This window comes from Bradyrhizobium sp., from assembly GCF_004799445.1.
Taxonomy (GTDB): Bacteria; Pseudomonadota; Alphaproteobacteria; order Rhizobiales; family Xanthobacteraceae; genus Bradyrhizobium.
The window spans coordinates 1-23,702 of sequence record NZ_SSNA01000236.1; the positions used below are offsets into that span (position 1 = coordinate 1).

At 62.7% G+C, this 23,702-nt stretch carries 28 protein-coding genes and 1 pseudogene; 15 read left to right on the forward strand and 14 right to left on the reverse strand.

What is annotated here, in order from left to right:
• Together glmM and E8A46_RS29940 are read right to left on the reverse strand one after the other, a co-directional pair.
• Positions 1 to 1,075: phosphoglucosamine mutase (gene glmM, locus E8A46_RS29935; protein WP_291568830.1), on the reverse strand; the 1,075-nt coding region annotated here is incomplete at its 3' end.
• 213 nt (positions 1,076 to 1,288) lie between these two features.
• Positions 1,289 to 1,483: a hypothetical protein gene (locus E8A46_RS29940; RefSeq protein WP_291568894.1), complete on the reverse strand. Its 195-nt coding sequence runs from the start codon at positions 1,481 to 1,483 to the stop codon at positions 1,289 to 1,291.
• A gap of 114 nt (positions 1,484 to 1,597) precedes the next feature.
• Here E8A46_RS29940 and E8A46_RS29945 point away from each other — a divergent pair, with 114 nt between their 5' ends.
• Positions 1,598 to 2,734: an alpha-hydroxy acid oxidase gene (locus E8A46_RS29945; protein WP_291568832.1), complete on the forward strand. Its 1,137-nt coding sequence runs from the start codon at positions 1,598 to 1,600 to the stop codon at positions 2,732 to 2,734.
• Positions 2,735 to 2,910: 176 nt separating this feature from the next.
• Here the strand turns inward: E8A46_RS29945 and E8A46_RS29950 are convergent, their stop codons facing one another.
• The 3 genes from E8A46_RS29950 to E8A46_RS29960 form a co-directional block, all read right to left on the reverse strand.
• Positions 2,911 to 3,537, reverse strand: a complete 627-nt coding sequence (locus tag E8A46_RS29950) for a hypothetical protein (protein ID WP_291568896.1) — start codon at positions 3,535 to 3,537, stop codon at positions 2,911 to 2,913.
• A 142-nt stretch (positions 3,538 to 3,679) separates the two neighbouring features.
• A complete protein-coding gene (locus E8A46_RS29955; protein WP_291568835.1) occupies positions 3,680 to 4,306 on the reverse strand; it encodes a hypothetical protein in 627 nt (208 codons plus the stop codon).
• A 76-nt stretch (positions 4,307 to 4,382) separates the two neighbouring features.
• Positions 4,383 to 5,216: a shikimate dehydrogenase gene (locus tag E8A46_RS29960; RefSeq protein ID WP_291568837.1), complete on the reverse strand. Its 834-nt coding sequence runs from the start codon at positions 5,214 to 5,216 to the stop codon at positions 4,383 to 4,385.
• Between E8A46_RS29960 and E8A46_RS29965 the strand changes: the two genes are divergently transcribed.
• A complete protein-coding gene (locus E8A46_RS29965; RefSeq protein WP_291568839.1) occupies positions 5,215 to 5,436 on the forward strand; it encodes a hypothetical protein in 222 nt (73 codons plus the stop codon). The genes E8A46_RS29960 and E8A46_RS29965 overlap by 2 nt on opposite strands.
• Positions 5,437 to 5,477: 41 nt before the next feature.
• Here E8A46_RS29965 and E8A46_RS29970 read toward each other — a convergent pair.
• Positions 5,478 to 5,648 (reverse strand): annotated as a pseudogene (locus E8A46_RS29970) (DUF1275 family protein); the annotation flags it as partial.
• Positions 5,649 to 5,669: 21 nt separating this feature from the next.
• Here E8A46_RS29970 and E8A46_RS29975 point away from each other — a divergent pair.
• The 8 genes from E8A46_RS29975 to nuoB all read left to right on the forward strand — a co-directional run bounded on the left by E8A46_RS29975 (position 5,670) and on the right by nuoB (position 13,516).
• Entirely contained in the window at positions 5,670 to 5,852 is a 183-nt protein-coding gene (locus E8A46_RS29975; RefSeq protein ID WP_291568841.1) for a hypothetical protein, read from the forward strand.
• Between the two features lie 100 nt (positions 5,853 to 5,952).
• Positions 5,953 to 6,273: a helix-turn-helix transcriptional regulator gene (locus E8A46_RS29980; protein ID WP_291568843.1), complete on the forward strand. Its 321-nt coding sequence runs from the start codon at positions 5,953 to 5,955 to the stop codon at positions 6,271 to 6,273.
• Positions 6,273 to 8,288, forward strand: coding sequence for a hydrogenase 4 subunit B (hyfB, locus tag E8A46_RS29985; RefSeq protein WP_291568845.1), 2,016 nt, complete (start codon positions 6,273 to 6,275; stop codon positions 8,286 to 8,288). Before E8A46_RS29980 ends, hyfB begins: the two co-directional genes overlap by 1 nt.
• On the forward strand, positions 8,279 to 9,235 hold the full coding sequence (locus E8A46_RS29990) for an NADH-quinone oxidoreductase subunit H (protein WP_291568847.1): 957 nt from the start codon (positions 8,279 to 8,281) through the stop codon (positions 9,233 to 9,235). The genes hyfB and E8A46_RS29990 overlap by 10 nt, the downstream gene beginning before the upstream one ends.
• A 5-nt stretch (positions 9,236 to 9,240) precedes the next feature.
• Complete coding sequence (locus E8A46_RS29995) at positions 9,241 to 9,903, forward strand: hydrogenase-4 component E (protein WP_291568898.1); 663 nt, start codon at positions 9,241 to 9,243, stop codon at positions 9,901 to 9,903.
• Complete coding sequence (locus E8A46_RS30000) at positions 9,900 to 11,351, forward strand: hydrogenase 4 subunit F (RefSeq protein ID WP_291568850.1); 1,452 nt, start codon at positions 9,900 to 9,902, stop codon at positions 11,349 to 11,351. Before E8A46_RS29995 ends, E8A46_RS30000 begins: the two co-directional genes overlap by 4 nt.
• Positions 11,352 to 11,369: 18 nt before the next feature.
• Entirely contained in the window at positions 11,370 to 12,881 is a 1,512-nt protein-coding gene (locus E8A46_RS30005; RefSeq protein ID WP_291568851.1) for an NADH-quinone oxidoreductase subunit C, read from the forward strand.
• A 101-nt stretch (positions 12,882 to 12,982) separates the two neighbouring features.
• A complete protein-coding gene (nuoB, locus tag E8A46_RS30010) occupies positions 12,983 to 13,516 on the forward strand; it encodes an NADH-quinone oxidoreductase subunit NuoB (protein ID WP_291568853.1) in 534 nt (177 codons plus the stop codon).
• A 38-nt stretch (positions 13,517 to 13,554) separates the two neighbouring features.
• On the opposite strand, the gene E8A46_RS30015 is transcribed toward nuoB, so the two are convergent.
• Positions 13,555 to 13,875 carry a helix-turn-helix transcriptional regulator gene (locus tag E8A46_RS30015; RefSeq protein ID WP_291568900.1) on the reverse strand — a complete coding sequence of 107 codons (321 nt, stop codon included), beginning with the start codon at positions 13,873 to 13,875 and terminating at the stop codon, positions 13,555 to 13,557.
• A 266-nt stretch (positions 13,876 to 14,141) separates the two neighbouring features.
• On the opposite strand from E8A46_RS30015, the gene E8A46_RS30020 reads away from it, so the two are divergent.
• On the forward strand, positions 14,142 to 14,882 hold the full coding sequence (locus tag E8A46_RS30020) for a class I SAM-dependent methyltransferase (protein ID WP_291568855.1): 741 nt from the start codon (positions 14,142 to 14,144) through the stop codon (positions 14,880 to 14,882).
• A gap of 77 nt (positions 14,883 to 14,959) precedes the next feature.
• On the opposite strand, the gene E8A46_RS30025 is transcribed toward E8A46_RS30020, so the two are convergent.
• The 5 genes from E8A46_RS30025 to E8A46_RS30045 all read right to left on the reverse strand — a co-directional run bounded on the left by E8A46_RS30025 (position 14,960) and on the right by E8A46_RS30045 (position 20,284).
• Positions 14,960 to 17,008 carry an elongation factor G gene (locus tag E8A46_RS30025; RefSeq protein ID WP_291568857.1) on the reverse strand — a complete coding sequence of 683 codons (2,049 nt, stop codon included), beginning with the start codon at positions 17,006 to 17,008 and terminating at the stop codon, positions 14,960 to 14,962.
• Between the two features lie 248 nt (positions 17,009 to 17,256).
• Entirely contained in the window at positions 17,257 to 17,742 is a 486-nt protein-coding gene (locus E8A46_RS30030) for a DUF992 domain-containing protein (protein WP_291568859.1), read from the reverse strand.
• A 179-nt stretch (positions 17,743 to 17,921) separates the two neighbouring features.
• The gene (locus tag E8A46_RS30035) at positions 17,922 to 18,443 is read right to left on the reverse strand and encodes a DUF992 domain-containing protein (protein ID WP_291568861.1); all 522 of its coding nucleotides are present in this window, start codon (positions 18,441 to 18,443) and stop codon (positions 17,922 to 17,924) included.
• Between the two features lie 126 nt (positions 18,444 to 18,569).
• The gene (locus E8A46_RS30040; protein WP_291568863.1) at positions 18,570 to 19,772 is read right to left on the reverse strand and encodes a pyridoxal phosphate-dependent aminotransferase; all 1,203 of its coding nucleotides are present in this window, start codon (positions 19,770 to 19,772) and stop codon (positions 18,570 to 18,572) included.
• Between the two features lie 341 nt (positions 19,773 to 20,113).
• On the reverse strand, positions 20,114 to 20,284 hold the full coding sequence (locus E8A46_RS30045; protein WP_291568864.1) for a hypothetical protein: 171 nt from the start codon (positions 20,282 to 20,284) through the stop codon (positions 20,114 to 20,116).
• Between the two features lie 161 nt (positions 20,285 to 20,445).
• Between E8A46_RS30045 and E8A46_RS30050 the strand changes: the two genes are divergently transcribed.
• From E8A46_RS30050 to E8A46_RS30060, 3 genes are all read left to right on the forward strand, one after another.
• Complete coding sequence (locus E8A46_RS30050; RefSeq protein ID WP_291568866.1) at positions 20,446 to 21,111, forward strand: glutathione S-transferase family protein; 666 nt, start codon at positions 20,446 to 20,448, stop codon at positions 21,109 to 21,111.
• Positions 21,112 to 21,263: 152 nt separating this feature from the next.
• Positions 21,264 to 21,440 carry a hypothetical protein gene (locus E8A46_RS30055; protein ID WP_291568867.1) on the forward strand — a complete coding sequence of 59 codons (177 nt, stop codon included), beginning with the start codon at positions 21,264 to 21,266 and terminating at the stop codon, positions 21,438 to 21,440.
• A gap of 92 nt (positions 21,441 to 21,532) precedes the next feature.
• The gene (locus E8A46_RS30060; RefSeq protein ID WP_291568869.1) at positions 21,533 to 21,682 is read left to right on the forward strand and encodes a hypothetical protein; all 150 of its coding nucleotides are present in this window, start codon (positions 21,533 to 21,535) and stop codon (positions 21,680 to 21,682) included.
• A gap of 16 nt (positions 21,683 to 21,698) precedes the next feature.
• On the opposite strand, the gene E8A46_RS30065 is transcribed toward E8A46_RS30060, so the two are convergent.
• Both E8A46_RS30065 and E8A46_RS30070 read right to left on the reverse strand, forming a co-directional pair.
• Positions 21,699 to 22,121: a hypothetical protein gene (locus tag E8A46_RS30065; protein ID WP_291568870.1), complete on the reverse strand. Its 423-nt coding sequence runs from the start codon at positions 22,119 to 22,121 to the stop codon at positions 21,699 to 21,701.
• A 173-nt stretch (positions 22,122 to 22,294) separates the two neighbouring features.
• Entirely contained in the window at positions 22,295 to 22,648 is a 354-nt protein-coding gene (locus E8A46_RS30070) for a DMT family protein (RefSeq protein ID WP_291568872.1), read from the reverse strand.
• A gap of 201 nt (positions 22,649 to 22,849) precedes the next feature.
• Here E8A46_RS30070 and E8A46_RS30075 point away from each other — a divergent pair, with 201 nt between their 5' ends.
• A complete protein-coding gene (locus E8A46_RS30075) occupies positions 22,850 to 23,665 on the forward strand; it encodes a PAS-domain containing protein (RefSeq protein WP_291568875.1) in 816 nt (271 codons plus the stop codon).
• The last annotated feature ends 37 nt before the right edge of the window (positions 23,666 to 23,702 follow it).

The following is a 23,702-nucleotide window of genomic DNA, read 5'->3' on the forward strand; positions in this document are numbered from 1 at the left end:
GGCGATGTTTTTGCACCACGGCGAGCACCTGCAGCGCCGCGACGAAACCGTCGCCGGTGGTGGCGTAGTCCGACAGAATGATGTGGCCGGAGGGCTCGCCACCAAGATTGTAACCGCGGCTCAGCATCTGTTCGAGCACATAGCGATCGCCGACCGGCGTACGCACGAGCTCGATGCCCTGGCCTTCGAGGAAGCGCTCCAGCCCCAGATTCGACATCACCGTGGCGACGATGCCCGGCTTGGCAAGCCGGCCGTCCTCCTTCCAGCTTTGCGCGATCACCGCGAGCAGCTGGTCGCCGTCGACCAGGTGTCCGCGCTCGTCGACGAGGATGACACGGTCGGCGTCGCCATCGAGCGCGATGCCGATGTCGGCACGCATTTCGCGCACCTTGCGGCTCAACGCCTCCGGCGAGGTCGATCCGCATTCCTTGTTGATGTTGAAGCCGTCGGGTTCTACGCCGATGGAGATCACGTCGGCGCCCAGCTCCCACAGCGCTTCCGGCACCACCTTGTAGGCGGCGCCGTTGGCGCAATCGACCACCACGCGCAAACCGTCGAGGCTGAGGTCGCGCGGCAGCGTTCGCTTGGCGAATTCGATGTAGCGGTCATGGACGCCGTCGATGCGGCGGGCGCGCCCGAGGCTGGCGCTCTGCGCCAGCTTCTTGTCGAGGGATTCGTCGAGCAACAGCTCGATCTGTTTTTCGACATCGTCGGACAGCTTGAAGCCCTGCGGGCCGAACAGTTTGATGCCGTTGTCCTCGAACAGATTGTGGGAAGCCGAAATCATCACGCCGAGATCGGCGCGCATCGATTTGGTCAGCATCGCCACCGCCGGCGTCGGCATCGGGCCGAGCAGCAGCACATCCATGCCCACCGAGGTGAAGCCGGCCACCATGGCGTATTCGATCATGTAGCCGGAAAGACGGGTATCCTTGCCGATGACGACACGATGGCGATGCTCGCCGCGCTGAAACACCAGTCCGGCCGCCTGCCCGACCTTGAGCGCCAGCTCGGGCGTGATCAGACCGTTGGCGCGGCCCCGAATCCCATCCGTACCGAAATATTTGCGGCTCATATGACCCCCAGCACCGTCGAGGCTTCTCCAACCACCCGGCGAGAAACCTCGAACGCCCGCCCATCCTGGCGTGCAGGTGGTTATAATGCCTTCGGCACTAAAATGACTTCAAAAAATATGATGAATCATTTCCGCCCGCCACACCTGCGGATTTTACTTAAGCCTCTGATACGACAAGGATTATCCGGTCCCTGGCCGTCGCCGGGTTCCCGGCTAGGACTTGCGCCTGACCGGATGGTCCGCCTTTGAGGGCGACGGCTGGGTGATACTGACCGGGTCTGAACCCGGAAAGGTCTCCTCCAGCCCCTCTTCCAGGGCATCGTCGAGCTGCTGCTTCTGCGGGTCCCTGGCACCCTCGGACGTGGCTTTGGGCGTGGCAGCTTTGGGCGTGGCGCGCGGTGCGGTCATGAGAACGTCCTCCGGCTTTGCCGCAAGTGATGTTGCGAGGGGCACAGGCATGCTAGATGAACAGGCAAAGCGGCAAATACAAGAAGGCAAAATACAAGAAGGCTTGGAACGTCCATGAAACACATCACCTGCATCGAGGATCTGCGCCAGCGCCACATGCGAAAGGTGCCCAAGGCATTTTTCGATTATGCCGATCGCGGCTCTTATGCCGAGGAAACGCTGCGCGCCAACCGTGACGATCTTGCGCAGATCAAGTTTCGCCAGCGCATTCTGGTTGACGTGTCGAAACGCGATCTTTCGACCACCATCCTCGGCGAGCGCGCGGCGCTGCCGTTGATCCTGGCGCCGGTCGGCCTCACCGGCATGCAATTCGGCGACGGTGAAATTCATGCCTGCCGCGCGGCGCAGGCCGCGGGAATTCCCTACACATTGAGCACGATGTCGATCTGTTCGATCGAGGATGTCGCGGCCAATGTCGACAATCCGTTCTGGTTCCAGCTGTACGTCATGAAGGACCGCGGCTTCATCAAGGAGCTGATCGAACGCGCCATCGCGGCCAAGTGCAGCGCGCTGGTGCTGACCGTCGATTTGCAGGTGATCGGGCAGCGCCATGCCGACATCAAGAACGGCATGACGGTGCCGCCGGAATGGACGCTGTCGAAATTCCTCGATTTCGCCACCAAGCCGGCCTGGGTGGCCGGCGTGCTGCGCGGCAAGCGCCGCACCTTCGGCAATCTGGTCGGTCACCTCAAGGGCACCGACGACATCACCGCGCTCGGCACCTGGATAGCGACCCAGTTCGACACCACGCTGAACTGGAAGGATGTCGAATGGATCCGCAGCATCTGGCCCGGCAAGCTGGTGCTCAAGGGTATTCTCGACGTCGAGGACGCCAACGAGGCGACGAAGACCGGCGCGCAGGCGTTGGTGGTCTCCAACCATGGCGGCCGACAGCTCGACGGCGCGCCCTCCTCGATCGAAGTCCTGCCGGAGATTGTCGACGCGATCGGCGACAAGATGGAAATCATGTTCGACGGCGGCATTCGCTCCGGCCAGGACGTGATGCGCGCGCTCGCGCTCGGCGCCAAATCCTGCATGATCGGCCGGGCCTACATTCACGGCCTCGGCGCCTTCGGCGGCCCCGGCGTCGCCAAGGCGATCGATCTGATCGCCAACGAACTCAGCGTGACCATGGGCCTGTGCGGCGTCAACACCATTGCCGAGATCGACGATCACGTGCTGGCGGTTTGAGACCTATACCCGTCGTCCCGGCCAAGCGAAGCGCGAGCCGGGACCCATAATCACAGGCGTGCGTATTTACCCGCGCTGGGGCCACAGCCCTGTGTTACTGAAAAATCGGTGGTTATGGGTCCCTGCTTTCGCAGGGACGACCCGTTGAGATGTTCGCCCCGGAATGACGCTTCGCGTCACATCGGCGGGGTGATGCCGTCGCGGCCAATATTGACGCGGTTGGCTTCAAGGACGCCGTCGTCCTTCTTCACCGCGCCGAAGATGATGATCTTGGCGCCCGGCTTGACCTCGGATTTGTCGCCGGCGACGAAGGTGACGACCGGCGTGCCCGGCGGCACCACGACCTTCTTCTCGCCGTCCTTGTATTTCACCAGGATATTCTGGCCATCGGTGCCGCCCACGGTCTCGGCGACGGTAGCGTTGGTCATGGTGCTGCCGGCGCGCAGATCCCACGGCCGGAAACCTTCGGCCGCGCCGCGCTGGCTTTCGGGGAAGATGTGAACGGCAAGCGCCTTCTGGGTGCCGTCAGGTTCCGGCATCGCCGAAACCCCGATGTAGGAGCCCGGCTTGATTTCGGACAGCTCGGTCTTGGCGACGCCGAACACCGCCACATTGTCGGTCATGCGCACTTTCATATCGGTGCCCTCACGCGTCTTGATCATCAGCATCGGGCCATCGACGCTTTCGATGGTGCCGCGAATCCGCACCGGCGGCGGCTGCTGGGCCGACGCGGCCGACGTGAGAGCCGGTATAGAGGCGAACACGGATAGAACCGTCAGCGAGGCCGCGAACGCGCGCGGCATCCAGGAAGAGATTTTCGGCATGGTTTTCCCTCAAAGGCTAGGGTTGAGCGACGAGACTTACGGGAACACCCCGCGAAGCCGGGGTTATTCCGGAATGACAGGGCCGTGACGCCCTCCTTCACAAATCGGGCGGGCGAAATTTCTACATCGGTGGCGTCAACCCGTCGCGGCCGACGCTGACGCGGTTGGTTTCGAACGAGCCGTCCGGCAGCTGCTTGACGAAGGCGATGATCTTGGCGCCCGGCTTGAGGTCGGATTTGTCGGCCGCCACGTAGGTCACGACCGGCGTATCGGGCCCGACCACGATTTTCTTCTCGCCATCCTTGTATTTGATCATCAGGGTCTGGCCGTCATTGCCCGCCACCGTCTCGGCGACCGTCGCATTGGTCATGGTTGAGTTGGGGCGCAAATCGTAGGGCCGCGATCCCTCGCCGGTGCCGCGCATGTTCTCCGGAAACACGTGCACCTCGACCGCGTCCTGACGGCCGTCCGGACCGGGCACCGTGGTGGCGCCGATGAAGGAGCCGAGCTTGATGTCGGCGAGCGAAATCCTGATGATCCCGACCACCCGCATATCGCCGGTCATGTGCAGCTTGACGTCCTCACCGCTGCGCGATTTGACGGCGATCACATCGCCGTCAACGCCCACGATGGTGCCGCGAACCCGCGACGGTGTCGGCGGCTGCTGGGCGATCGCGCAAAGCGACGAAACGACGACCATGGCTGCGGCGAAAAGCGGACGAGCGAGCGTGGATCGATGAATTGGCATGAGGTGTTCTCCGGCAGGCGCAACTTAACCACAGACACCGACAGGTCCATGATATTCCGGCTCGAACGACATGCAATCAAGCGCTTGTGAGATCGGCCTCGACCAGCGCGCGCAGCTCTGCCGTCACCTCGGGACGCTGTCCGAACCACAACTCAAATCCGCGCACCGCCTGATGCAGCAGCATGCCGAGACCGTCCGCCGTCTTCAGGCCGCGCGCCCGTGCGGCTGCCAGCAACGGGGTTTCCAGGGGAACGTAGACCAGGTCGGCGACGAGTGCATGCGACGGCAGCAGGCTGGTGTCGATATGCAACGCGGGCTGGCCATGCATGTCGAGCGAGGTCGTGTTCACCAGCAATCCGGCGCGCGGCAACGCCTCGCCGATCGCCTCCCACTCAATCGGATGCACGGTTTGACCGAATTGATCGGCCAGCGCGCGCGCCCGCTCGATGGTCCGGTTCGCCAGATGCACGCGCTTGATGCCGCGCTCGACCAGTCCAAACACCACCGCGCGCGACGACCCGCCAGCCCCCAGCACCAGCGCGTCTTCGATTCCGTCCCACCCTTGTGCGCAGGTGTCGAGATTATTGATAAAACCTTCAATGTCGGTGTTGGTCGAGCGCAGCTCGCTGCCTTCGTACCACAGCGTATTGGCCGCGCCGACCGCCCGGGCCCGCACGTCCGGCACCGACAGCGCCAGGGCGCGCTCCTTGTGCGGAAGGGTGACGTTGGCGCCGACAAAGCCGTGCGCCGACAGATGCAGCACGAATTCGGCAAAGCCTTCCGGCGGCACCGCCTCGATGTTGTAGCCGCCCTCGATGCCAAGCGTCCGCAGCCAGTAATGATGGATCAGCGGCGAGCGCGAATGCGCCGCCGGCCATCCGATCAGGCATGCCGCACGAGGTTTGGTCATGGCCGTCATCGCCAATTCTGTTGCAGCGCCCGGTCAATCGACGCCGTCACTGCTCAAATCGGGCAAGCCGGGTTCCAAGTCAATGCTGGAGGCTTTCCGTTTCGATCGAACCGAAACGGAAAGCCTCCAGATTCCTGGTTTGACGCGTTTTCTTGACGCGAACCGGTCACCATCCCCGGATCTAGTCCGGGGGCATGCTTCGCTTGAAAACGCTCTATAGGTGAATCGTCACGGCAACGATCGCGCTTAACGCAGCGCTGCGGCCGCGCCCGACCAGTCGCCCGCCGCGAGACTGACGCCCATTCGGGTCGAGTTGCCGTTCATCAAGGAGACAAACAGGCCGCCGAGATGCGGGAAACCGATGCCGTCGACATAGCCGGCCAGCGCGCTCAGCCCGCAGGCCAGGGCAATGTTGCGGCGTGAATCAAGCATGGTGGGCACCAGCGCCGTGACATGCAACGTCTTCAAGCGAAGCATGGCCCCGGACTCGATCCGGGGGTGGCGACCGGTTCGTACAAAAAAACGCGTCAATACAAAAAGATTAGCCGGCTTTTGATTTCAATCAAACCCGAGGCTCCGGCGATGGTGCTCATGAAAGCGGTCGCCTCGCGCCGTGCGCGCTATGCCTTAGATTAGATATCTGAAATATCACTTATTGACATTTTAACATCATTACTTATCATGCAAAGATGAAGTCTAATATCGGCTGGGAGCCCGATAGTAGCGAGGGAAGTCGATGATCACCGCAGCTCAACTGCGAGCCGCCAGGGTGCTTCTTGGCATCGATCAGCGCCGGCTCGCGAAACTATCGGGGCTGTCCGTGCCAACCATTCAGCGGATGGAGGCCTCCGAAACGATGATCCGGGGCAATGTCGATTCTCTGGTCAAGCTGATCACCGCATTCGAAGCGGCGGGGATCGAGATGATCGACGAAGGTGCTGTCAGCAGCTCGCAGGGGCGCGGGGTGCGGCTGAGAGCAAGATCGGATTCAGCCAGGCCGGCTCTCGGCGCCCGACCTGACAACAAGGCGTCAGGCAGAACAAGGGCGCGCACATAATGTCGGGCGTCATTTTACAAATGGCGTGTGTTGCCGGATTGCTTGGATTGGCGGTGCTGGCGATATTCCTGAGCCGCGCAAAGGGCGCGACGGCCGTCATCTATAGCGGGACGCTGGTGGTGTCCGCGATTGCATTGATCGGATCGTTGCGGTGGCTGCTTGGCGATACGGCAAACGCCGCCGACCTGACGCTGCCGATCGGATTGCCTTGGCTCGGCGCCCATTTCCGCCTCGACGCGCTGGCCTCGTTTTTTCTTGTTGTCGTCAATCTCGGCGGGGCAGCGGCAAGCCTCTACGGTCTCGGCTACGGCCACCACGAGCAAGCTCCGCACCGCGTGCTTCCCTTTTTCTCCGCCTTTCTGGCCGGCATGAATCTCGTGGTGCTGGCGGATGATGCGTTTTCCTATCTGCTGTGCTGGGAATTCATGTCGCTGGTTTCGTGGGCGCTGGTGATGGCGCATCACCGTGAAGCGGGCAACGCCAAGGCCGGCTATGTCTATCTGGTGATGGCAAGCTTCGGCACGCTCGCACTTCTGCTGGCCTTCGGCCTGCTGGCGGGACCGGCGGGAGATTACGGATTTGCAGCCATCCGCGCGGCGCAACACACGCCCTACGCGGCGGCGCTGGTGTTGATCCTGATGTTGCTCGGCGCCGGCTCAAAGGCCGGGCTGGTGCCGTTGCATGTCTGGCTGCCGCTCGCCCATCCCGCGGCTCCCAGCCACGTGTCGGCGCTGATGAGTGGCGTCATGACCAAGGTCGCGATCTACGGTTTCATTCGCGTTGTTTTCGACCTGCTGGGACCGCCGACCTGGCCGGCGAGTGTGGTCGTGCTTTTCCTTGGCAGCATCACCGCCGTGATGGGCATCCTGTATGCCATGATGGAAAAGGACCTCAAGCGACTGCTCGCATACTCGACGATCGAAAACATCGGCGTCATCTTCGCCAGCCTCGGTCTTGCGCTGGCGTTTCAGGCCAACGGCCTCAAGCTGGCGGCGGCGCTCGCCTTCACGGCCGCGCTGTTCCACGTGCTCAACCATTCCTTTTTCAAGAGCCTGCTGTTCTTCGGGGCCGGCGCCGTGCTGACCGCGACCGGCGAGCGGGACATGGACAAACTGGGCGGTCTGATACACCGCATGCCGTTCACCAGCTTCGCCGTCCTGGTCGGCTGCGTGGCGATATCGGCGCTGCCGCCGTTCAACGGTTTCGTTTCGGAATGGCTGATGTTCCAGGCCGTGCTGCAGAGTCCGGATTTGCCGCAATGGGCCCTGAAGATCATGGTGCCGGCGGCCGGCGCGATGCTGGCGCTGGCTGCGGCATTGGCCGCCGCCTGCTTCGTCAAATTTTTCGGCGTCACCTTTCTCAGCCGGCCGCGCAGCGGCGCCGCCGAAACAGCTGATGAAGTCGACCGCTACTCGCTGACGGCGATGTTCATCCTCGCCACGCTTTGCTTGCTGGCCGGAATCCTGCCGGGACCGGTGATCGACGCGCTTTCGCCTGTGACGGCCGAGATCCTCGGTAGCGCCATGCCGATCCAGGCCAACGAGGCCTGGCTTTCAATCGTGCCGATCGCGGAGAGCCGCAGTTCATACAACGGATTGCTGGTGATGGTGTTCATCGCGATATCGGCCTCGCTTGCGGTCTTTTTCATTCATCGTTTCGCCTCGCATGCGCTGCGGCGAGGACCGGCCTGGGGCTGCGGTTTTTCCGATTCCGTGCCCGCCGCCCAGTATTCCAGCGCAAGCTTCGCGCAGCCGATCCGCCGCGTTTTCGGCGCGCTGGCGTTCCATGCCCGCGATCATGTCGAGATGCCGGCCCCCGGAGACATCAGGCCGGCGCGGCTTCGGATCGAATTGCATGACTTGATCTGGGAAGGAATCTACGCGCCGATCGTGGGCGCCGTTGCCTGGTCCTCGGAGTGGCTCAATCGCCTGCAGTTCCTGACCATCCGGCAGTATCTCAGTCTCGTCTTCGCCACCCTCGTCACGCTGCTGCTGGTGCTCGCGATATGGTCATGATGTCGGACATCCTTGTGCAGACCGTGCAGATGCTGCTGGTGCTGGTGCTCGCCCCGCTGCTGACCGGCTTCGTCCGCAAGATCAAGGCGCGGCTGCTGCGTCGCCAGGGTGCTTCGGTTTTTCAGCCCTATCGCGATCTGTTGCGGCTACTGCGCAAGGAAGTGGTGCTCGCCGAAAATGCCTCGTGGCTGTTCCGCGTGACGCCCTATGTGACGTTTGCCGCGATCTGGGTGGCGGCGGCGCTGGTGCCGACATTCGCCACCGGCCTGTTGTTCAACTGGACGGCGGACCTGATCGCCATCGTCGCGCTGCTCGGAAGCGCACGCTTCTTTCTGGCGCTCGCCGGGATGGACGTCGGCACCAGCTTTGGCGGCATCGGCTCCAGCCGCGAAGTCATGATCGCGGCGCTGGCGGAGCCGGCGATGTTGCTGATCGTGTTTTGCATGGCGCTGATTGCCGGCTCGACCCAGCTTTCCACGGTCGCAAATTTCATGGCGTCGTCCTACGTCGGATTGCGGGTATCGCTGGGAATGGCGGTGATGGCGCTGATCATGGTGGCGCTCGCCGAGAACGCGCGGATTCCGGTCGACAATCCGGCCACGCATCTGGAACTCACCATGGTGCATGAGGCGATGATTCTCGAATATTCGGGACGCCATCTCGCGATGATCGAATTCGGCGCGTTTCTCAAGCTGCTGCTCTATGTCTCCCTGATCGCCTGCGTGTTCCTGCCCTGGAAGATAGCCGTGTTCGGAGCCGGCCCGCTGGCTTACACCGTCGGTGCCGGCGCCTATATCGTCAAACTGATGGTGGCCGGCTTCTTACTCGCGCTGTTCGAGACCGCCACCGCGAAAATGCGGGTGTTCCGCGTTCCGCAATTTCTCGGCGCGGCGCTGATGCTGGGATTGCTCGGTACGCTTCTGCTGTTCGTGTCGAGGAGTTTCTGATGCAGATGCACAGCCTCTCCTTCGACGTCTCGCATACGCTGGCTGGCGGCCTGGTCCTGATCAGCTTTATGATGCTGTATCAGGACCGGCTTTATTCGCTGCTCAACGTGTTTGCGCTCCATGCCCTGGTGCTCACGCTTTCCGTCGCCTGGCAGGCCTATGTCCAGAACGCGCCGCATCTCTACATCACCGCGGCCATCGCGCTCGTGTTCAAGGCGATCGTCATTCCGGTTGCGCTGCATCGCATCGTCAAGCAGCTCGGAATTCATCGCGACATCGAGTCGGCCGTGGGTATCGGCCCGACCATGCTGGCGGGGATGGCGCTGGTCGCCCTCTCCATGGTCCTGATGCTGCGGGTCACCGCCGAGGCCGATCCGCTGGCGCGCGAGGATCTCGCCTTCGCGCTGTCGGTCGTGCTGCTCGGACTTCTGGTCATGGTGACGCGCCGCAACGCCGTCAGTCAGGTGGTGGGATTCATGTCGCTCGAGAACGGCCTGGTGCTGGCGGCGACCGGCGCCAAGGGCATGCCGCTGGTGGTCGAGATCAGCGTGGCGTTCTCGATCCTGATCGCCTTCATCGTCATCGGCATCTTCCTGTTCCGGATCCGCGAACGCTTCGATTCCGTCGACGTCTCCGCCCTCGACGACTACCGTGGGGAGCACCGATGAGCGTGGCATCCTTCGATTCCATCGCGGCGGTGCTGCTGATACCGATCGGCTCGGCGGCGCTGCTGGCCGTGCTGCCCGGCTACCGGCTGACGGCGCGGCTCAACGTCGTGGCGAGCCTCGCGACATTTCTGGCGGCGCTGTCGCTGTTCGTGGTCGACCGTCCGGAGCCGGGACCGTATGTGCTGGTCGACGACCTCAACATCGTCTTCATCGTGCTCAACACCTTCGTCGGCTTCACGACCAGCATCTTCAGCGCAAGCTACATCGCCCACGAGCTCGAAACCGGCAGGCTGACGCCGGTCTACCTGCGTTTTTACCACGCCATGTACCAGACCATGATGTTCGGCATGAACCTGGCTTTCGTGTCGAACAATATCGGCTTGATGTGGGTGGCGGTGGAAATCGCGACGCTGACCACGGTGTTGATGGTCGGCATCTATCGGACGCATGCGGCTCTGGAAGCGGCATGGAAGTATTTCATCCTGGGCAGCGTGGGAATTGCGTTTGCCCTGTTCGGCACCATCCTGGTCTACATGGCGGCGCGCCCGATCGTCGGCGAGGGCCAGGACGGCATGGTCTGGACCATCCTGATCCAGCATGCCGCGAATTTCGATCCCGCGCTGCTTAACGTCGCCTTTATCTTCCTGTTTCTCGGCTACGGCACCAAGGTCGGCCTCGCACCGCTGCATGCCTGGCTGCCCGACGCGCACGCCGAAGGTCCGACGCCGATATCGGCGGTGCTGTCGGGGCTGCTGCTCAACGTCGCGCTCTATGCGCTGTTGCGCTTCAAGATATTGCTGGCCGCCAATCCGGCAGCGATCGCGCCCGGCCCGCTGATGGCGACGATCGGCCTGATTTCCGTGATATTCGCAGCGTTCATGCTCTACCGACGGCGCGACATCAAACGCCTGTTCGCCTATTCCTCGATCGAACACATGGGCATCATCGTCTTTGCCTTCGGGATGGGCGGCCCGCTCGCCAATTTTGCCGGGCTATTGCACATGGTGATGCACAGCCTGACCAAGTCGGCGATCTTCTACGCCGTCGGCCATATCTCGCAGATCAAGGGCACGCAACGGATCTCCAGGATCCGCGGCCTGACCGTGACGCATCCGGCGCTGGGCTGGGGTTTGATCGTGGGCGTCGTCGCGATCGCCGGCCTGCCGCCGCTCGGAATCTTCATGAGCGAATTTCTGGTCGTCAGTTCCACCTTTGCCAGGGCTCCCCTGCTCGCGATCGCGCTGGTGTTCGGGCTTCTGCTCGCCTTTGGCGCATTGACCTTGCGCCTGACCAGCATCGCATTCGGCGAACCTCGCGGCAGCACGGCGTCAGCCCAGGCCTCCTATGTGCCGATGTTTGCGCATCTCTCGCTGGTTCTGATCGCGGGGATCTACCTTCCCGCGCCGTTCGTCGCCTGGTTCCAGCACGTGGCTCGTCTTCTCGGATAGTTTGGAGATCAACAGGACATGCCGTCGCTTCTCGATCGCATACTGGAAGGCCGCCAGATCCAGCAACGCAGGCCATGGCCGCGCGCCGTGGTCGGGGCTCACCTTTGGAAATTTGTGGCAAACGAGCTGGCGCAGGGACGTTTGAACTTGCTCGGCCTTTGGGGAGAACCCTCAACGGTGCATATGGCGATCATGGAGGAAGGCACGGCGGAAATCGCGATCGTCAGCCTGGATTGCCCCGATCACGCCTATCCTTCGGTCGGCCTGCACCACCCGCCGGCGCTTCGGCTGGAGCGAGCGGCAAACGACCTGTTCGGGTTGTCGGCGGAAGGCTTGCCCGATACCCGGCCCTGGCTTGATCACGGCAATTGGGGCATGCGATTTCCGCTGGGAGATCGCGTCAGTGCGTTGCCGCAGCCGGCGCCCTATCGCTTCCTGCCGGTGCAAGGCGACGGCATGCACCAGATCGCGGTCGGTCCGGTGCACGCGGGGATCATCGAGCCCGGACATTTCCGGTTTACCGCAAGCGGCGAGACCGTGGTCCGGCTGGAGCAGCGGCTCGGATATGCCCACAAGGGCATCGAGGGGCTGATGGCCGGAGCCGATCTCGATCGAGCCGTCCAACTCGCCGGACGGGTGTCAGGCGACAGCACCGTCGCCTATGCCTACGCATTTTCAAAGGCCGCCGAAGCCGCGCTTGAACTTGTCGTGCCCGATCGCGCGGTCTGGCTCCGTGCGCTGCTCGCCGAACTCGAGCGGCTTGCCAATCACCTCGGCGATATCGGCGCCATCTGCAACGACGCCTCGTTCGCGCTGATGCATGCGCATTGCAGCGTGTTGCGCGAGAGCGTGCTGCGCGCCGCGAACACCGCGTTCGGTCATCGGTTGATGCGCGATGTCATCGTGCCCGGTGGCGTGGCCCGCGACCTCAACGACGAAGGCAAGGCAACCATCCAGGCCACGCTGGACAATATCCGCCTGCGCTTTCCAGCCCTCGTCGAACTCTACGACAACACCGCTTCGCTGCAGGACCGCACCGTCGATACCGGCGTGCTCAAACCCGCATTGGCCCGACAATATGCCGCCGGCGGCTATGTCGGCCGCGGCTCCGGCCGCTCGTTCGACGCGCGTCGGACCCTTGCCTATCCGCCCTATGACGGTCTGCGCTTCGAGGTGCCGGTACTGAACGAGGGCGATGTCAACGCGCGGGTCTGGATCAGGGTACGCGAGGTCGAGCAGTCGCTGTCACTGATCGACCAGATGTTGGACCGGCTTCCCAAAGGGCCGTTGAGAACACCCGCAGGACGTCAGGCGGAAGTGCGGGAAGGCATGGCGGTCGTCGAGGGATTTCGCGGCGACGTTCTGGTCTGGCTCCGCCTGCGGGACGGCCGGATCGAGCGATGCCATCTGCGCGACCCGTCCTGGTTTCAATGGCCGCTGCTGGAGGCGGCGATCGAGAACAACATCGTCGCGGATTTTCCACTCTGCAACAAGTCGTTCAACTGTTCCTATTCGGGCCAGGATCTCTGAGCATGATCCGGAAAAGTGGGTACCGGTTTTCCGAAGAGATCATGCTCAAACAAAATAATGAGCATGATCCGATTCATTGAATGAGCTGAGGACGGCACGAGATGCGCAAACTGCTTTTTCAAAGCCTGTTCCGACAGCCGTTCACCGAACAGGCGCCATCGCCGGACGAGGCGGCGTTGAGCGAACTCGCCACCGCCGTCGGACGCGCCGCACGGCGGCGTCTTGGCCGCAGCCTCTCGATCCGCGAGGTCGACGCGGGATCCTGCAACGGCTGCGAGCTGGAAATCCATGCGCTCAACAACGCCTACTACGACGTCGAACGCTTTGGCCTGCGCTTCGTCGCCTCGCCGCGCCATGCCGATGTCTTGATGGTGACCGGTCCGGTGACCCAAAACATGCGCGCGGCGCTGGAACGCACCTATCAGGCGGTCCCCGATCCCAAATGGGTGGTCGCGATCGGCGATTGTGCGCGGGACGGCGGCTGCTTCGCCGGCAGCTACGCGGTGGTGGGAGGCGTCGGCGCTGTGGTTCCGGTCGATCTCCACATTCCCGGCTGCCCGCCCACGCCCACGGCGATGCTGAAAGGCCTTCTTGCGCTGCTTGAACGGGTGGATAACGGCAGCGTCACGCCTTGAGATAGCTGTGGTGCGAATTCTTGCGAGGCCGCGGATATTTACCGGGTCCGTTCCATGGCGCGCGACGACGACGGCTTGGGTTGCCGGACGTTCCTGGTCTTCGGGTTGGCGACATGCTCCCGGAGCCGGACGCCGCGCCCCCCTGACGAACTCGGAAGGCCCGGATTGATCAATTCGATCCCCGCATTCTCAAGCGCGGAAACCAGCTTCATGAGAGAATCGACGTTGGCCCGGATGACGCCGTCGCTGGCTTCCATGCGCTGAATGGTCGGAACCGAAAGCTCTGCCAGATGGGCCATTTGCCGCTGATCGATATCCAGGAGAGCGCGCGCGGCCCTGAGCTGATTGGCGGTCATCATGGACAAGGCGTCTCCGGTTCCGAGTCGGAATATAATTTCTATAAATTACTGCTTCAAGCATCAATTCAGAGGCAAAATATATCAATGAAGGGCGCGCCGCGGCGCAGCGCGTTGCGAACAGGATGTCATTTTGGCGAAGCCTTATCCCGCTTCGCCCGGCCATCGTAGGCCGGTCAGCCCGCGTCGCCACGGGCCGACGATTGGCATTCCGTATATTACATGATAAAAGATGTATCATACATAAAATATAATGTAGGTGCTGGGTTGTGCGGCTGCTCGGGCGCTATCAAGGCAGGAACGGCGAGATCGAGATCGTCGAATGTTCGTGGGACGGCACCCGCGTCTATTTCGAAGAGGGCGTACGGCAGAGCCAGGCGACGCCCGATGGCGAGAGCGTCTTTACCTATGTCAAGCTGATGGACGAGCTGCTGTCCCGGTCGGCCAACATCCTTGTGCTGGGATGTGGCGGCGGCAACCTCGCCACCCGGCTGGCCCGGCTCGGAAAGCAGCTGACCATCGTCGACAACAACCCGATCAGCTTCGTGATCGCGCAAAAGTTCTTCGGGCTGCCCGATGATCTCGCCTGCATGGTCTCCGATTTCCGGAAGTTCATCTATCAGGACGACGCGCTCTATGACGGCATCGCCATCGACGTCGGCGGCCCGGGCTTCCGGTTCGCCGATGAGTTCGATGCCGAGACCTGCGACGCCATCCGCGCGCGGCTGAAACCGGGCGGCCGCATCGTGATGAATACATTGGTGATGAACGATTTCGATGCGACGCCCGACCGGATCGCAGCAAGGCTCGCCGGCGATGCCTTGCATGCATGGATCGTCGATGAGCAGGGCATCGAGGACCGCAATGCGATCATCGCCTGCCTGCCGGAAAAGCGGCTGAATGCGTGGCCGGAGCTGCACAACGTGATGAGCGGCACTCAGGAGCGCTGGTCGATCCGGCGCGGCAGGCTGCGGGGTCGCGATCTCGCCAGCGGACCGCGCAGCCGGTAATCGCGCCCCCGGGATTCGCGCCTTGCGCACGCCGGGCAAGCGCTATGCGCTTGCCCGGGCAATGACGGCGTCGTCAATCACGCCGCGACGCGGTGCGCGGCGATGATCTGGTCGGCGGCGCGGCCGGTCACCTCCGCCATGCGGTCGAAAGCCCGCGTGAAACTGCCGGCCCCGGCGGTCGCCGATCGCAATTCCACGATCAGCTCGCCGATCTCGGCTTCCGGCATCATGGCGCGCACGCGATCCCATCCCGGCCAGCCCTCGCGGGTGTCGAAGCCGAGAATCTGCCCGCGCCGGCCCGACAGGATGGCGTTGATCTTGGCGGTGGCCTCGGTGGGACAGGCGATCTCCACCACATGGATCGGCTCCAGCAGCACCGGCTGGCATTGCGGCAGCGCTTCCGTGACGCCGATCCGCGCCGCGGTTCGGAAGGCGAGGTCCGACGAGTCCACGCTGTGATAGGAACCGTCGGTCAGCGTCACCTGCACGTCGATGACGGGAAAGCCGAGCGGCCCTCGCAGCAGTCCGTCGACGACGCCTTCTTCCACCGCGCCGATATAGTTTCGCGGTACCGCGCCGCCGACGACCTTTTCGTGAAACTCGAAACCGCCGCCGCGCGGCATCGGCTTGATCTCCAGCACGACGTCGCCGAACTGGCCGTGGCCGCCGGACTGTTTCTTGTGCCGGCCGCGCTGGGTGATCGATTTGCGGATGGTCTCCTGGTAGCCGATCGCCGGCGGATGCGACTTGACGTTGACGCCGAAGCGGTCGCGCAGGCGCTCCAGCGCGACACGCAGATGCATCTCGCCCTGCCCCCACAGCACGATGTCGTGGGTGCGCGGGTTCTGGATCATGGTCAGCGACGGGTCTTCCTCGTTCAGCCGCAGCAAGGCCTGGCCAAGCTTGACGTCGTCCTTGCGGTCGGCCGCCGACAACGCCATCGCCAGCACCGGCGGCGACGGCTCAATGCTCACCAGGGCTTTCGGCGCGGTCTTACCGCTCGACAGCGTGTCGCCGGTCTTGATGGTATCGAGCTTGCCCAGCGCCACCGTGTCGCCGGCCTCGGCGGACGCGCGCTTGGTGTCATGCCCGCCGTTCATCGCCGATATCCCGGCCACCCGGCCGCTCTCGCCCGATGCGGATTGCAGGGTTGCTCCATCATCGAGATGGCCGGCCAGGATGCGGGTCAGCGAGAGCTTGCCGCCATGCTGCAAATGCACGGACTTGAAGACATAGCCCAGCGCATCCTTGGGCGAGGACGCACCGAGGCGCCTGGCGGTTTCGGTGACGCCGGGTGCTTCATGCCGCAGCGCCTTCATCAGGCGCAGCACGCCGTTCTCGCGCGCCGCGGAGCCAAGCAGCACCGGACAGATCAGCCCCTCGCGCAATTCGCGGGCGAGATCGTCGAACACCGCATCGCGGGGTGGCGGAATATCCTCGAGCAGTTGTTCCATCAGCGCGTCGTCGTGATCGGCGAGCTTTTCCAGCATCGAGAAGCGGGCCTCCTTCTCGCGGTCGAGATCGCCGCCCTGGAGGTTGACGACTTCGGATGCCTTGTGCTCGCGATAGACAAAGGCCCGTTCCAGCGCCAGATCGACGAAGCCCGCGATCAAATCGCCGTTCCAGATCGGAATCTGCCGCAGCACCAGTGGAATTCGCGACGCCGGCTGCAACGTCGCCAGCGTCTCGCGGATGCGCTTGTTGGCGCGGTCGATCTTGTTGAGAAACAGAAAGCGCGGGATGCCGAGATCCTCGAGCTCGCGCAGGATGAGCTGAAGCTGCGGCAGCTTTTTCTCGTCGGCTTCGCAGACCACCACCGCGGCATCGACGGCCGGCAGCGCGGCGCGCATGTCATGCGCGAATTCGACGGAACCGGGACAATCGATAAAGGTGTAGCTTTCGCCCATGAAGCTCGTCGTGGCGGCGGTAAGGCCGACGCCCATCTTGTGGCGGCGGGCTTCCGGGCTGGCGTCGCCGACGGAAGTTCCGGCGTCGACGCTGCCGGCGCGCGGGATCGCGCCGGTGCGCGCCAATATTGCTTCTAAAAGTGTGGTTTTACCGCTTTGGAATGGGCCCACCAGTGCAATGCACCGTGGACCTCGGGGACTTCTGACGTCTTGTCCCATCGCCGCCTCCTTAATCTGGAGCTCGGCCCTTGATTGGGTCGGCAAATGGATGCTCCCCCTCCATCAGCGATTTGGCAAGCCGGAAAAACGTCGCTGGAGAGGAAGCACGTGTCCCGGACGCGGTGCAGCGTGCGTATACGATGCACCGCAGAGCCGGGACCCATTCGCAAAAAAGAAGATGGACCCCGGATCAGCAGCGCATCACGCCGCGGCCGCGGCGTGCGGCGCTGCAGCCGGGGAATGCAACCTTACCGGCCCGGCCGAAGTTCCAGGCTTTCCAGCCCGGCGGCGACGCTGAGGCCGACCTGGCCCTGCAGGCTGAGCGGCTGCAGCGCGATCGAATTGTTCGAGCCGCCGACCAGCGCGTTGCCGCCGGCACCGATGCCGACCGCCGCGCTGCCCTGTGCGCCGGCGTAATTGCCGGAGAGATCGCCGGGCCCGAGCCGGGTCGTCGGCGCGAACACGCCCCAGGCGAGCGCCGATTCCTGGGTGATGCCGAGATCGACGCCGACCTTGCGGATGGTTGCGACATAGCGGTCATCCGGCATGCCATCGACGCGCAGCACGCAACCGAGATTGGTGACCGAGCCGACGATGAAGCCAATGCTGGCGCCGCCGCGGCATTCGAGAATGCCGACCTGCACGCGCTGCATCGGCTGCTGCGCATGGGCCCCGGCAAAGGACGCAACCAGCATGGTGACGGCAAAACCGGCAAGGAGGATCGAACGGCGCATGAAGAAATCTCCGGCTGAAAGGATGTGATGCGAGCAGACAATCAGGAAAGCGCCATGCCCTTGGCGCTTCACTTCTCTATGACACAACATCCGCGGCCATGCCAGATTTGCCGTGCGTTAACGCTGTTACAAAAAAGGCCCGCTTGCGCGGGCCTTCTCGTCATTGGCGTTGGCGGCGGTCAGCCGTGGTGGCGGTGCCGATGGATGTAGCGGCGAGAGCCGCCATGGGCGAACCGAACCGGCTGCAGTTCGATATCCGCTATTCCGGCCGCGACGTTCAGGCCGGTCTGGCCCTGCAGGCTGACCGGCTGCAGCGCGTAGGCATTCTCCGGACCGCCGACCAGGAAATTGCCACCCCCGCCGATACCGACCGACGCATTGGCGCCGACGCCGCTGTAATTGCCGGCCAGGTCGCCCCGGCGAAGCCTGCTGCTCGGCGCGTTCACCTCCCAGGTGAATCGGGTCTGGTCGGTGACGCCGAGATCAAGGCCGAACCGGCGCACGGTCGCGATATAGGGTTCGGCACGGTGGCCTTCACTCTGAAATACGCATTCGAGGCTGGTCACCGAACCGACGACGAAGCCGATATTCTGACCGCCCTCGCATTGCAGGATTCCGGCACGCACCTGCGGCATCGCGTCGGCGCTTGCGAACGAGGCAACCAGCGAGGCGAGCGCGATACTGAGGGTCGAGAGTCTCATGAGTTTGATCTCCGCGTGACGAATTGAAGTTGCGGAAGCGACAGGATGCAAGCGCCGTGTTCAAAACAAGGCGCTTGCCAAAAGCCGCCGTCAAAACATCAAGAGTTCGAAGTCAATGTGATTTGACTATCTCAAATTGCCACAAAATCGCTGGATGCGTTTGCAGGCTTCTTCGAGGTCGGAGGTCTTGGTCGCGTAGGAAATCCGGAACGCCGGCCCGAGCCCGAACGCCGAACCCTGCACCACCGCGACGCCTTCGGTCTCCAGAAGCTCGGTGACAAAATCCTCGTCGTTGGCGATCACCTTGCCGGACGGCGAGGTCTTGCCGATGGTGCCGGCGCAGGACGGATAGACATAGAAGGCGCCCTCGGGCCGCGGACAATCGATGCCCCTGGCCTGATTGAGCATCGACACCACCAGATCGCGGCGCTCCTTGAACACCTTGTTGTTCGCCGGGATGAAGTCCTGCGGACCGTTGAGCGCTTCGACCGCGGCCCATTGCGCGATCGACGACGGGTTCGAGGTCGACTGCGACTGGATCGTCGCCATCGCCTTGATCAGTTGCGCCGGGCCGCCGGCATAGCCGATGCGCCAGCCGGTCATGCAATAGGCCTTCGACACGCCGTTCACGGTCAGCGTGCGATCGTACAGCTTCGGTTCGACCTGGGCCGGCGTGGCGAACACGAAGTCGTCGTAGACCAGATGCTCGTACATGTCGTCGGTCATCACCCAGACCTGCGGATGCTTCACCAGAACGTCGGTGATCGCCTTCAACTCGGCGCGCGTATAGGCGGCGCCGGTCGGGTTCGACGGCGAATTCAGGATGATCCACTTGGTCTTCGCCGTGATCGCCTTTTCGAGCGCATCGGGCTGAAGCTTGAAACCCTTCGCGGCGGTGCAGACCACCGGCACCGATTCACCGCCGGCGAGCGCCACCATCTCCGGATAGCTGACCCAGTAGGGCGCGGGAATGATGACCTCGTCTCCCGGATTGATCGTCGCCATCAGGGCGTTGTAGAGCACCTGCTTGCCGCCGGTGCCGACGATGATCTGGTTCGGCTGGTAGGTAAGGCCGTTCTCACGGGCAAATTTGGCAATGATGGCCTGCTTCAGTTCGGGAATGCCGTCCACCGCGGTGTACTTGGTCTTGCCGGCCTCGATGGCGTGGATCGCCGCAAGCTTGATGTTGGCGGGGGTGTCGAAATCGGGCTCGCCGGCGCCAAGGCCGATGACATTGCGGCCGGCCGCTTTGAGCTCGCGTGCTTTATCCGTTACCGCGATGGTTGCGGACGGCTTCACGCGGTCGAGCGCAGCGGACAGGAACGGCATCATCTTCTCCTGGCAAACGTCGTGTATCGGCCGATCCACGACTCTTGTTGTTGGGATCGGCGCACCCTAAGGCGCGCGACGCTGCATCGCAAGAAGGTTGGCCCCTTACCCCGAAACTTTAGAGAATGTTAAAGGGCGCGATCACCGCTCGACGCAACATTCATAAAATTATGCGGCGAAATGGCTTATTTCCGGCAAGGCCTCGCGGAGTGGGCCGACACCGGCGCGTGTGCACGTGCCATCGTTCGATCCTGCGCGGCATCCGCGCCTTTGCGGGTGGCCGGCGGGCCCGTTGCGTCGGACTGCCGCACGTTGCCGACGACGGCCTTGGGGTGCTCGCGTCAGCGATTGCCTTCACGATCAGCGCCGGCTTGGCCGCCGGCTTCCCGCAACGACGCGATACCCCTGATGACCGCGGCATGGATCGCGCCGCCGCTGTCGTGGCGCGTCGCCGGCTCGAGCACCGACAGCATCGCGCAAGCGTGATCTGATTTGGTAAACCGTGTTGGCATGATCTTCTGCGCGGTTGCAGTGCGGTAGAGCTTTTTGACTTATTCCACGTTCCGGACCTTGCGACGCAACCGCGTCCGCATCATTGTTTAGCCGTGTTGCGGGGTAACAAGACGAGTTCACTTCGGCGCACGCGCGTCTCACCGGTCGAACGTCATCCAAAATGTACAAGCTCTATTCGATGCAACGCTCCGGCAACAGCTACAAGATCCGGCTGGCGCTGGCGCTGCTCAACGCACCGTACCGCGCGATCGAGATCGACATTCTGCGCGGCGAGAGCCGCACGCCGGATTTTCTTTCGAAGAATCCCAGCGGACAAGTTCCGCTGCTTGAAGTCGCCGAGGGACGTTACCTCGCCGAATCCAACGCCATTCTCTGGTACGTCGCCGGCGGCACGTCGCTTGCCCCGGAATCGCGGGTCGAACGTGCCGAAGCGTTGCAGTGGATGTTCTTCGAGCAGCACGCGCTGGAGCCGAATATCGGCGCGGCCTATTTCTGGCTCGCGCTGGTCAAGGGTGGCCGCGACCTGCAGACCCACGCGCTCGAGGACTGGATGGAGCGCGGCTATGCCGCGCTGCAGGTGATGGAAAATCATCTCAAGACCCACGCCTATTTTGCCGCCGGCCAATTCACGGTCGCGGATATCGCGCTCTACGGCTACACCCATGTCGCGGACCGCTGCGACTACGACCTCTCGACGTTTCCGGCGATCCGCGCCTGGCTGCGGCGGGTCGAGCAGACCCCCGGCTTCGTGACCATGGACTGGCGGCCGGACGCCGAAAGCGGCGAATCGGTCGGGCTCGTCGCTGAGGCCCTGAGCGCGAAATAGCGGACATAACTGCGAGAATAACGGGCATAATAGAGCTTCTTGCCGTCATTTCGCCGTTTTCAGGCCAATCCCGCCCCAATATTGCCGACGATGGCTGCGAAAAAAATCCTTACGCACGAGCTGATTCGCTCGCGCCTTGAAGGATTTAGGCCATGATCCGGTCACCAGGCGCAGCAGGCTTTAACGGCTGCTCTGCGCCAGTTGCCTCATCCCGACTGATCGACGCCGTCGCAACCTCGCTGGCGATCGGCTCGCTGTCGCTGTGCCTGATCGTCGCCCTGACCGTGTTTTCGATCAAGGTCAGCATGGCGCTGCCAATTCCGGCGTAGCCGAGAAATCATTTTCCCGAAAATTGTTTCCAACAGATCACTCGCAGATTTTGCGACAACACGCGACGATCCGCGTCGCGACCGGGATGGCGATGAATACACCTGTCGCACTTGTCACCGCGGCGCTGACGGCGGCGATTCTGCTGACGGCGACCTTCCTGATCGCCACGGGAACCCGTGGCGAAGGCGCGCGACCCGACGACTCCGCGCAGATGGAGCTGATGTCGCCAACTTCGAAGTGACGTCAAATTCAAAAACTCAGTGTCGCGTTTGGGTCGGCTGTTCGATCGTGATGTGCTCCATTGCGCGAGCTAAAATTGCTTTGAAATCCTCAATTTGCTGCGATGAGGCGCCAAGAGCGGCCAAATGCGGCGCGGAAAGTGCAATTCCTCGCAGATATTCTCTGATCTGGTCCTCAAAAGTACCGTCAACAAACATTCTATAGTTTAATAGCGGCGCACAATCATATAGACGCTCCTTTTTATGCAGCCTCGAGCGCGCCGGGTAGCGTCCTTGCATATTTGCGGGCATGACGATCGGCACATAGCGTAATTTGCATTCGAATGTTGCAAGACTGGATTCCGCGAAAGCGGCATTAAGGAACGGATCAACCGAACGGCGCGCTCTATCTAACGCGGAGAAAGCGGGTTGATAAACTTCAGCCGAGGCCCAGAACTCCACTTTCTCTCCTATCGTGTTAGCTTATTCGGCCGTGGCAATTGACCATTCTCGAATTGATAGAAGTTCAAACAAATTTTTTCGTCAACCGTGGCGGCGTGCCCCAACTGGCCTGCGGAACATGAATTAAATATTCTATATCGCGTCTTCGCAGGGCAACGAGGTGCGAGCCGTCCTCACGACCATTTGTGAAAAATGAAAAACGCGCCGAGCGCGATGAACGCAAATCCCAGCCCGTGATTCCAGCCCAGCGGCTCCCTGAGATACAAGACCGAGAAGCCGGCGAACACGATCAGCGTGATCACTTCCTGCATGGTCTTGAGCTGCGCCGCGGTATACACCGCGCTGCCCCAGCGATTGGCAGGGACCGCGAGCCAGTACTCGAAGAACGCGATGCCCCAGCTCACCAGGATCGCCAGCGGCAGCCAGGTTTCCTTGAATTTCAGGTGACCGTACCAGGCGAACGTCATGAAAACATTGGAGGCAAACAACATCAGGACCGGCAACACCGACGGCGAAATAGTTGGCATGGATTTCCCTTCAAAATTTCAGCGCTAACACGCGAGCCTGGAACCCGGTTCCATGCTCGATCGATATCATTCGATTAAAGAAAACGGAAACCCACGCCGGCCCGTTCAACCGCCGGTTAGGGATGCCGCAAGAAGGCCCGCCGTCGTCGCAATCATCCGTCAAGCTGTGGGCCCTATTCTCGCAAGGAAGCGAGAACAGGGATGCAGTTCGACTGGCGCACAATCTCCGGTCCGGCTCTGACGACAGCGGTGGCGCTGGTTGCCTTCGTTGCCGATCGTCACTTTAATGTCGCCGCCAATCCGGCGCCGCTGTTCGTCTGCATCGCGGCCTTCGCCGGCTCCATCTCCGGCCTTGCCTCGGGCCTGACCAGCGCCGCCATTGCGGTCGCTGCTTCGGCGCTGTTTTTCCTCAACCATCGCGCGACGCCCGGCTACGACGTGTCGGACATGGTTCGCCTGTCGATGCTTGCGGTCACGGTGACCGGCACGGCGGCCATCACCGGCCTGTTACGGAAAAGGCTGATGGATACGCTCGCCTGGGAGCGCCGGCATCATGCCACCGCCGAGCGGCTCTCGGCGGCGCTCGACCAGGTCGACATCGGCATCGTGCTCCTGGATTCCGACACCCGCGCCGAATTCATCAACCGCGCCTTTCGCGATTATTTTTCGTTGTCCGACGAGAAGGCCGACAGCAAGCCACCATTCATCGCGCTGATGTATCACGGCCGCGATACCGGCGCTTTTGAACTCCCGGAGGACGAGTTGAGCGCCTTCATCGCGCGGCGCGCGGAGATGATGCGCGTTGGCGATTCCGCGCCCATCAACATCAACCTCAGGGATGGGCAGGTGCTGCGTTTCAGTTGCACGGCGTTGCCCGACGGCGGACGCATGCTGAGCTACATACCGGTGACGGACCTCGTCCGTCGTACCGACGATCCCGCCAAGGCCGACTATTACCGCTCGCTGCGCGGCGATCGCCATCGTGGCCTGGGCCGGGATTTGCGCGCGGCCGAATAGCCGTAGGCCGCGGCATCAGGCGACAAATCGGATTGAT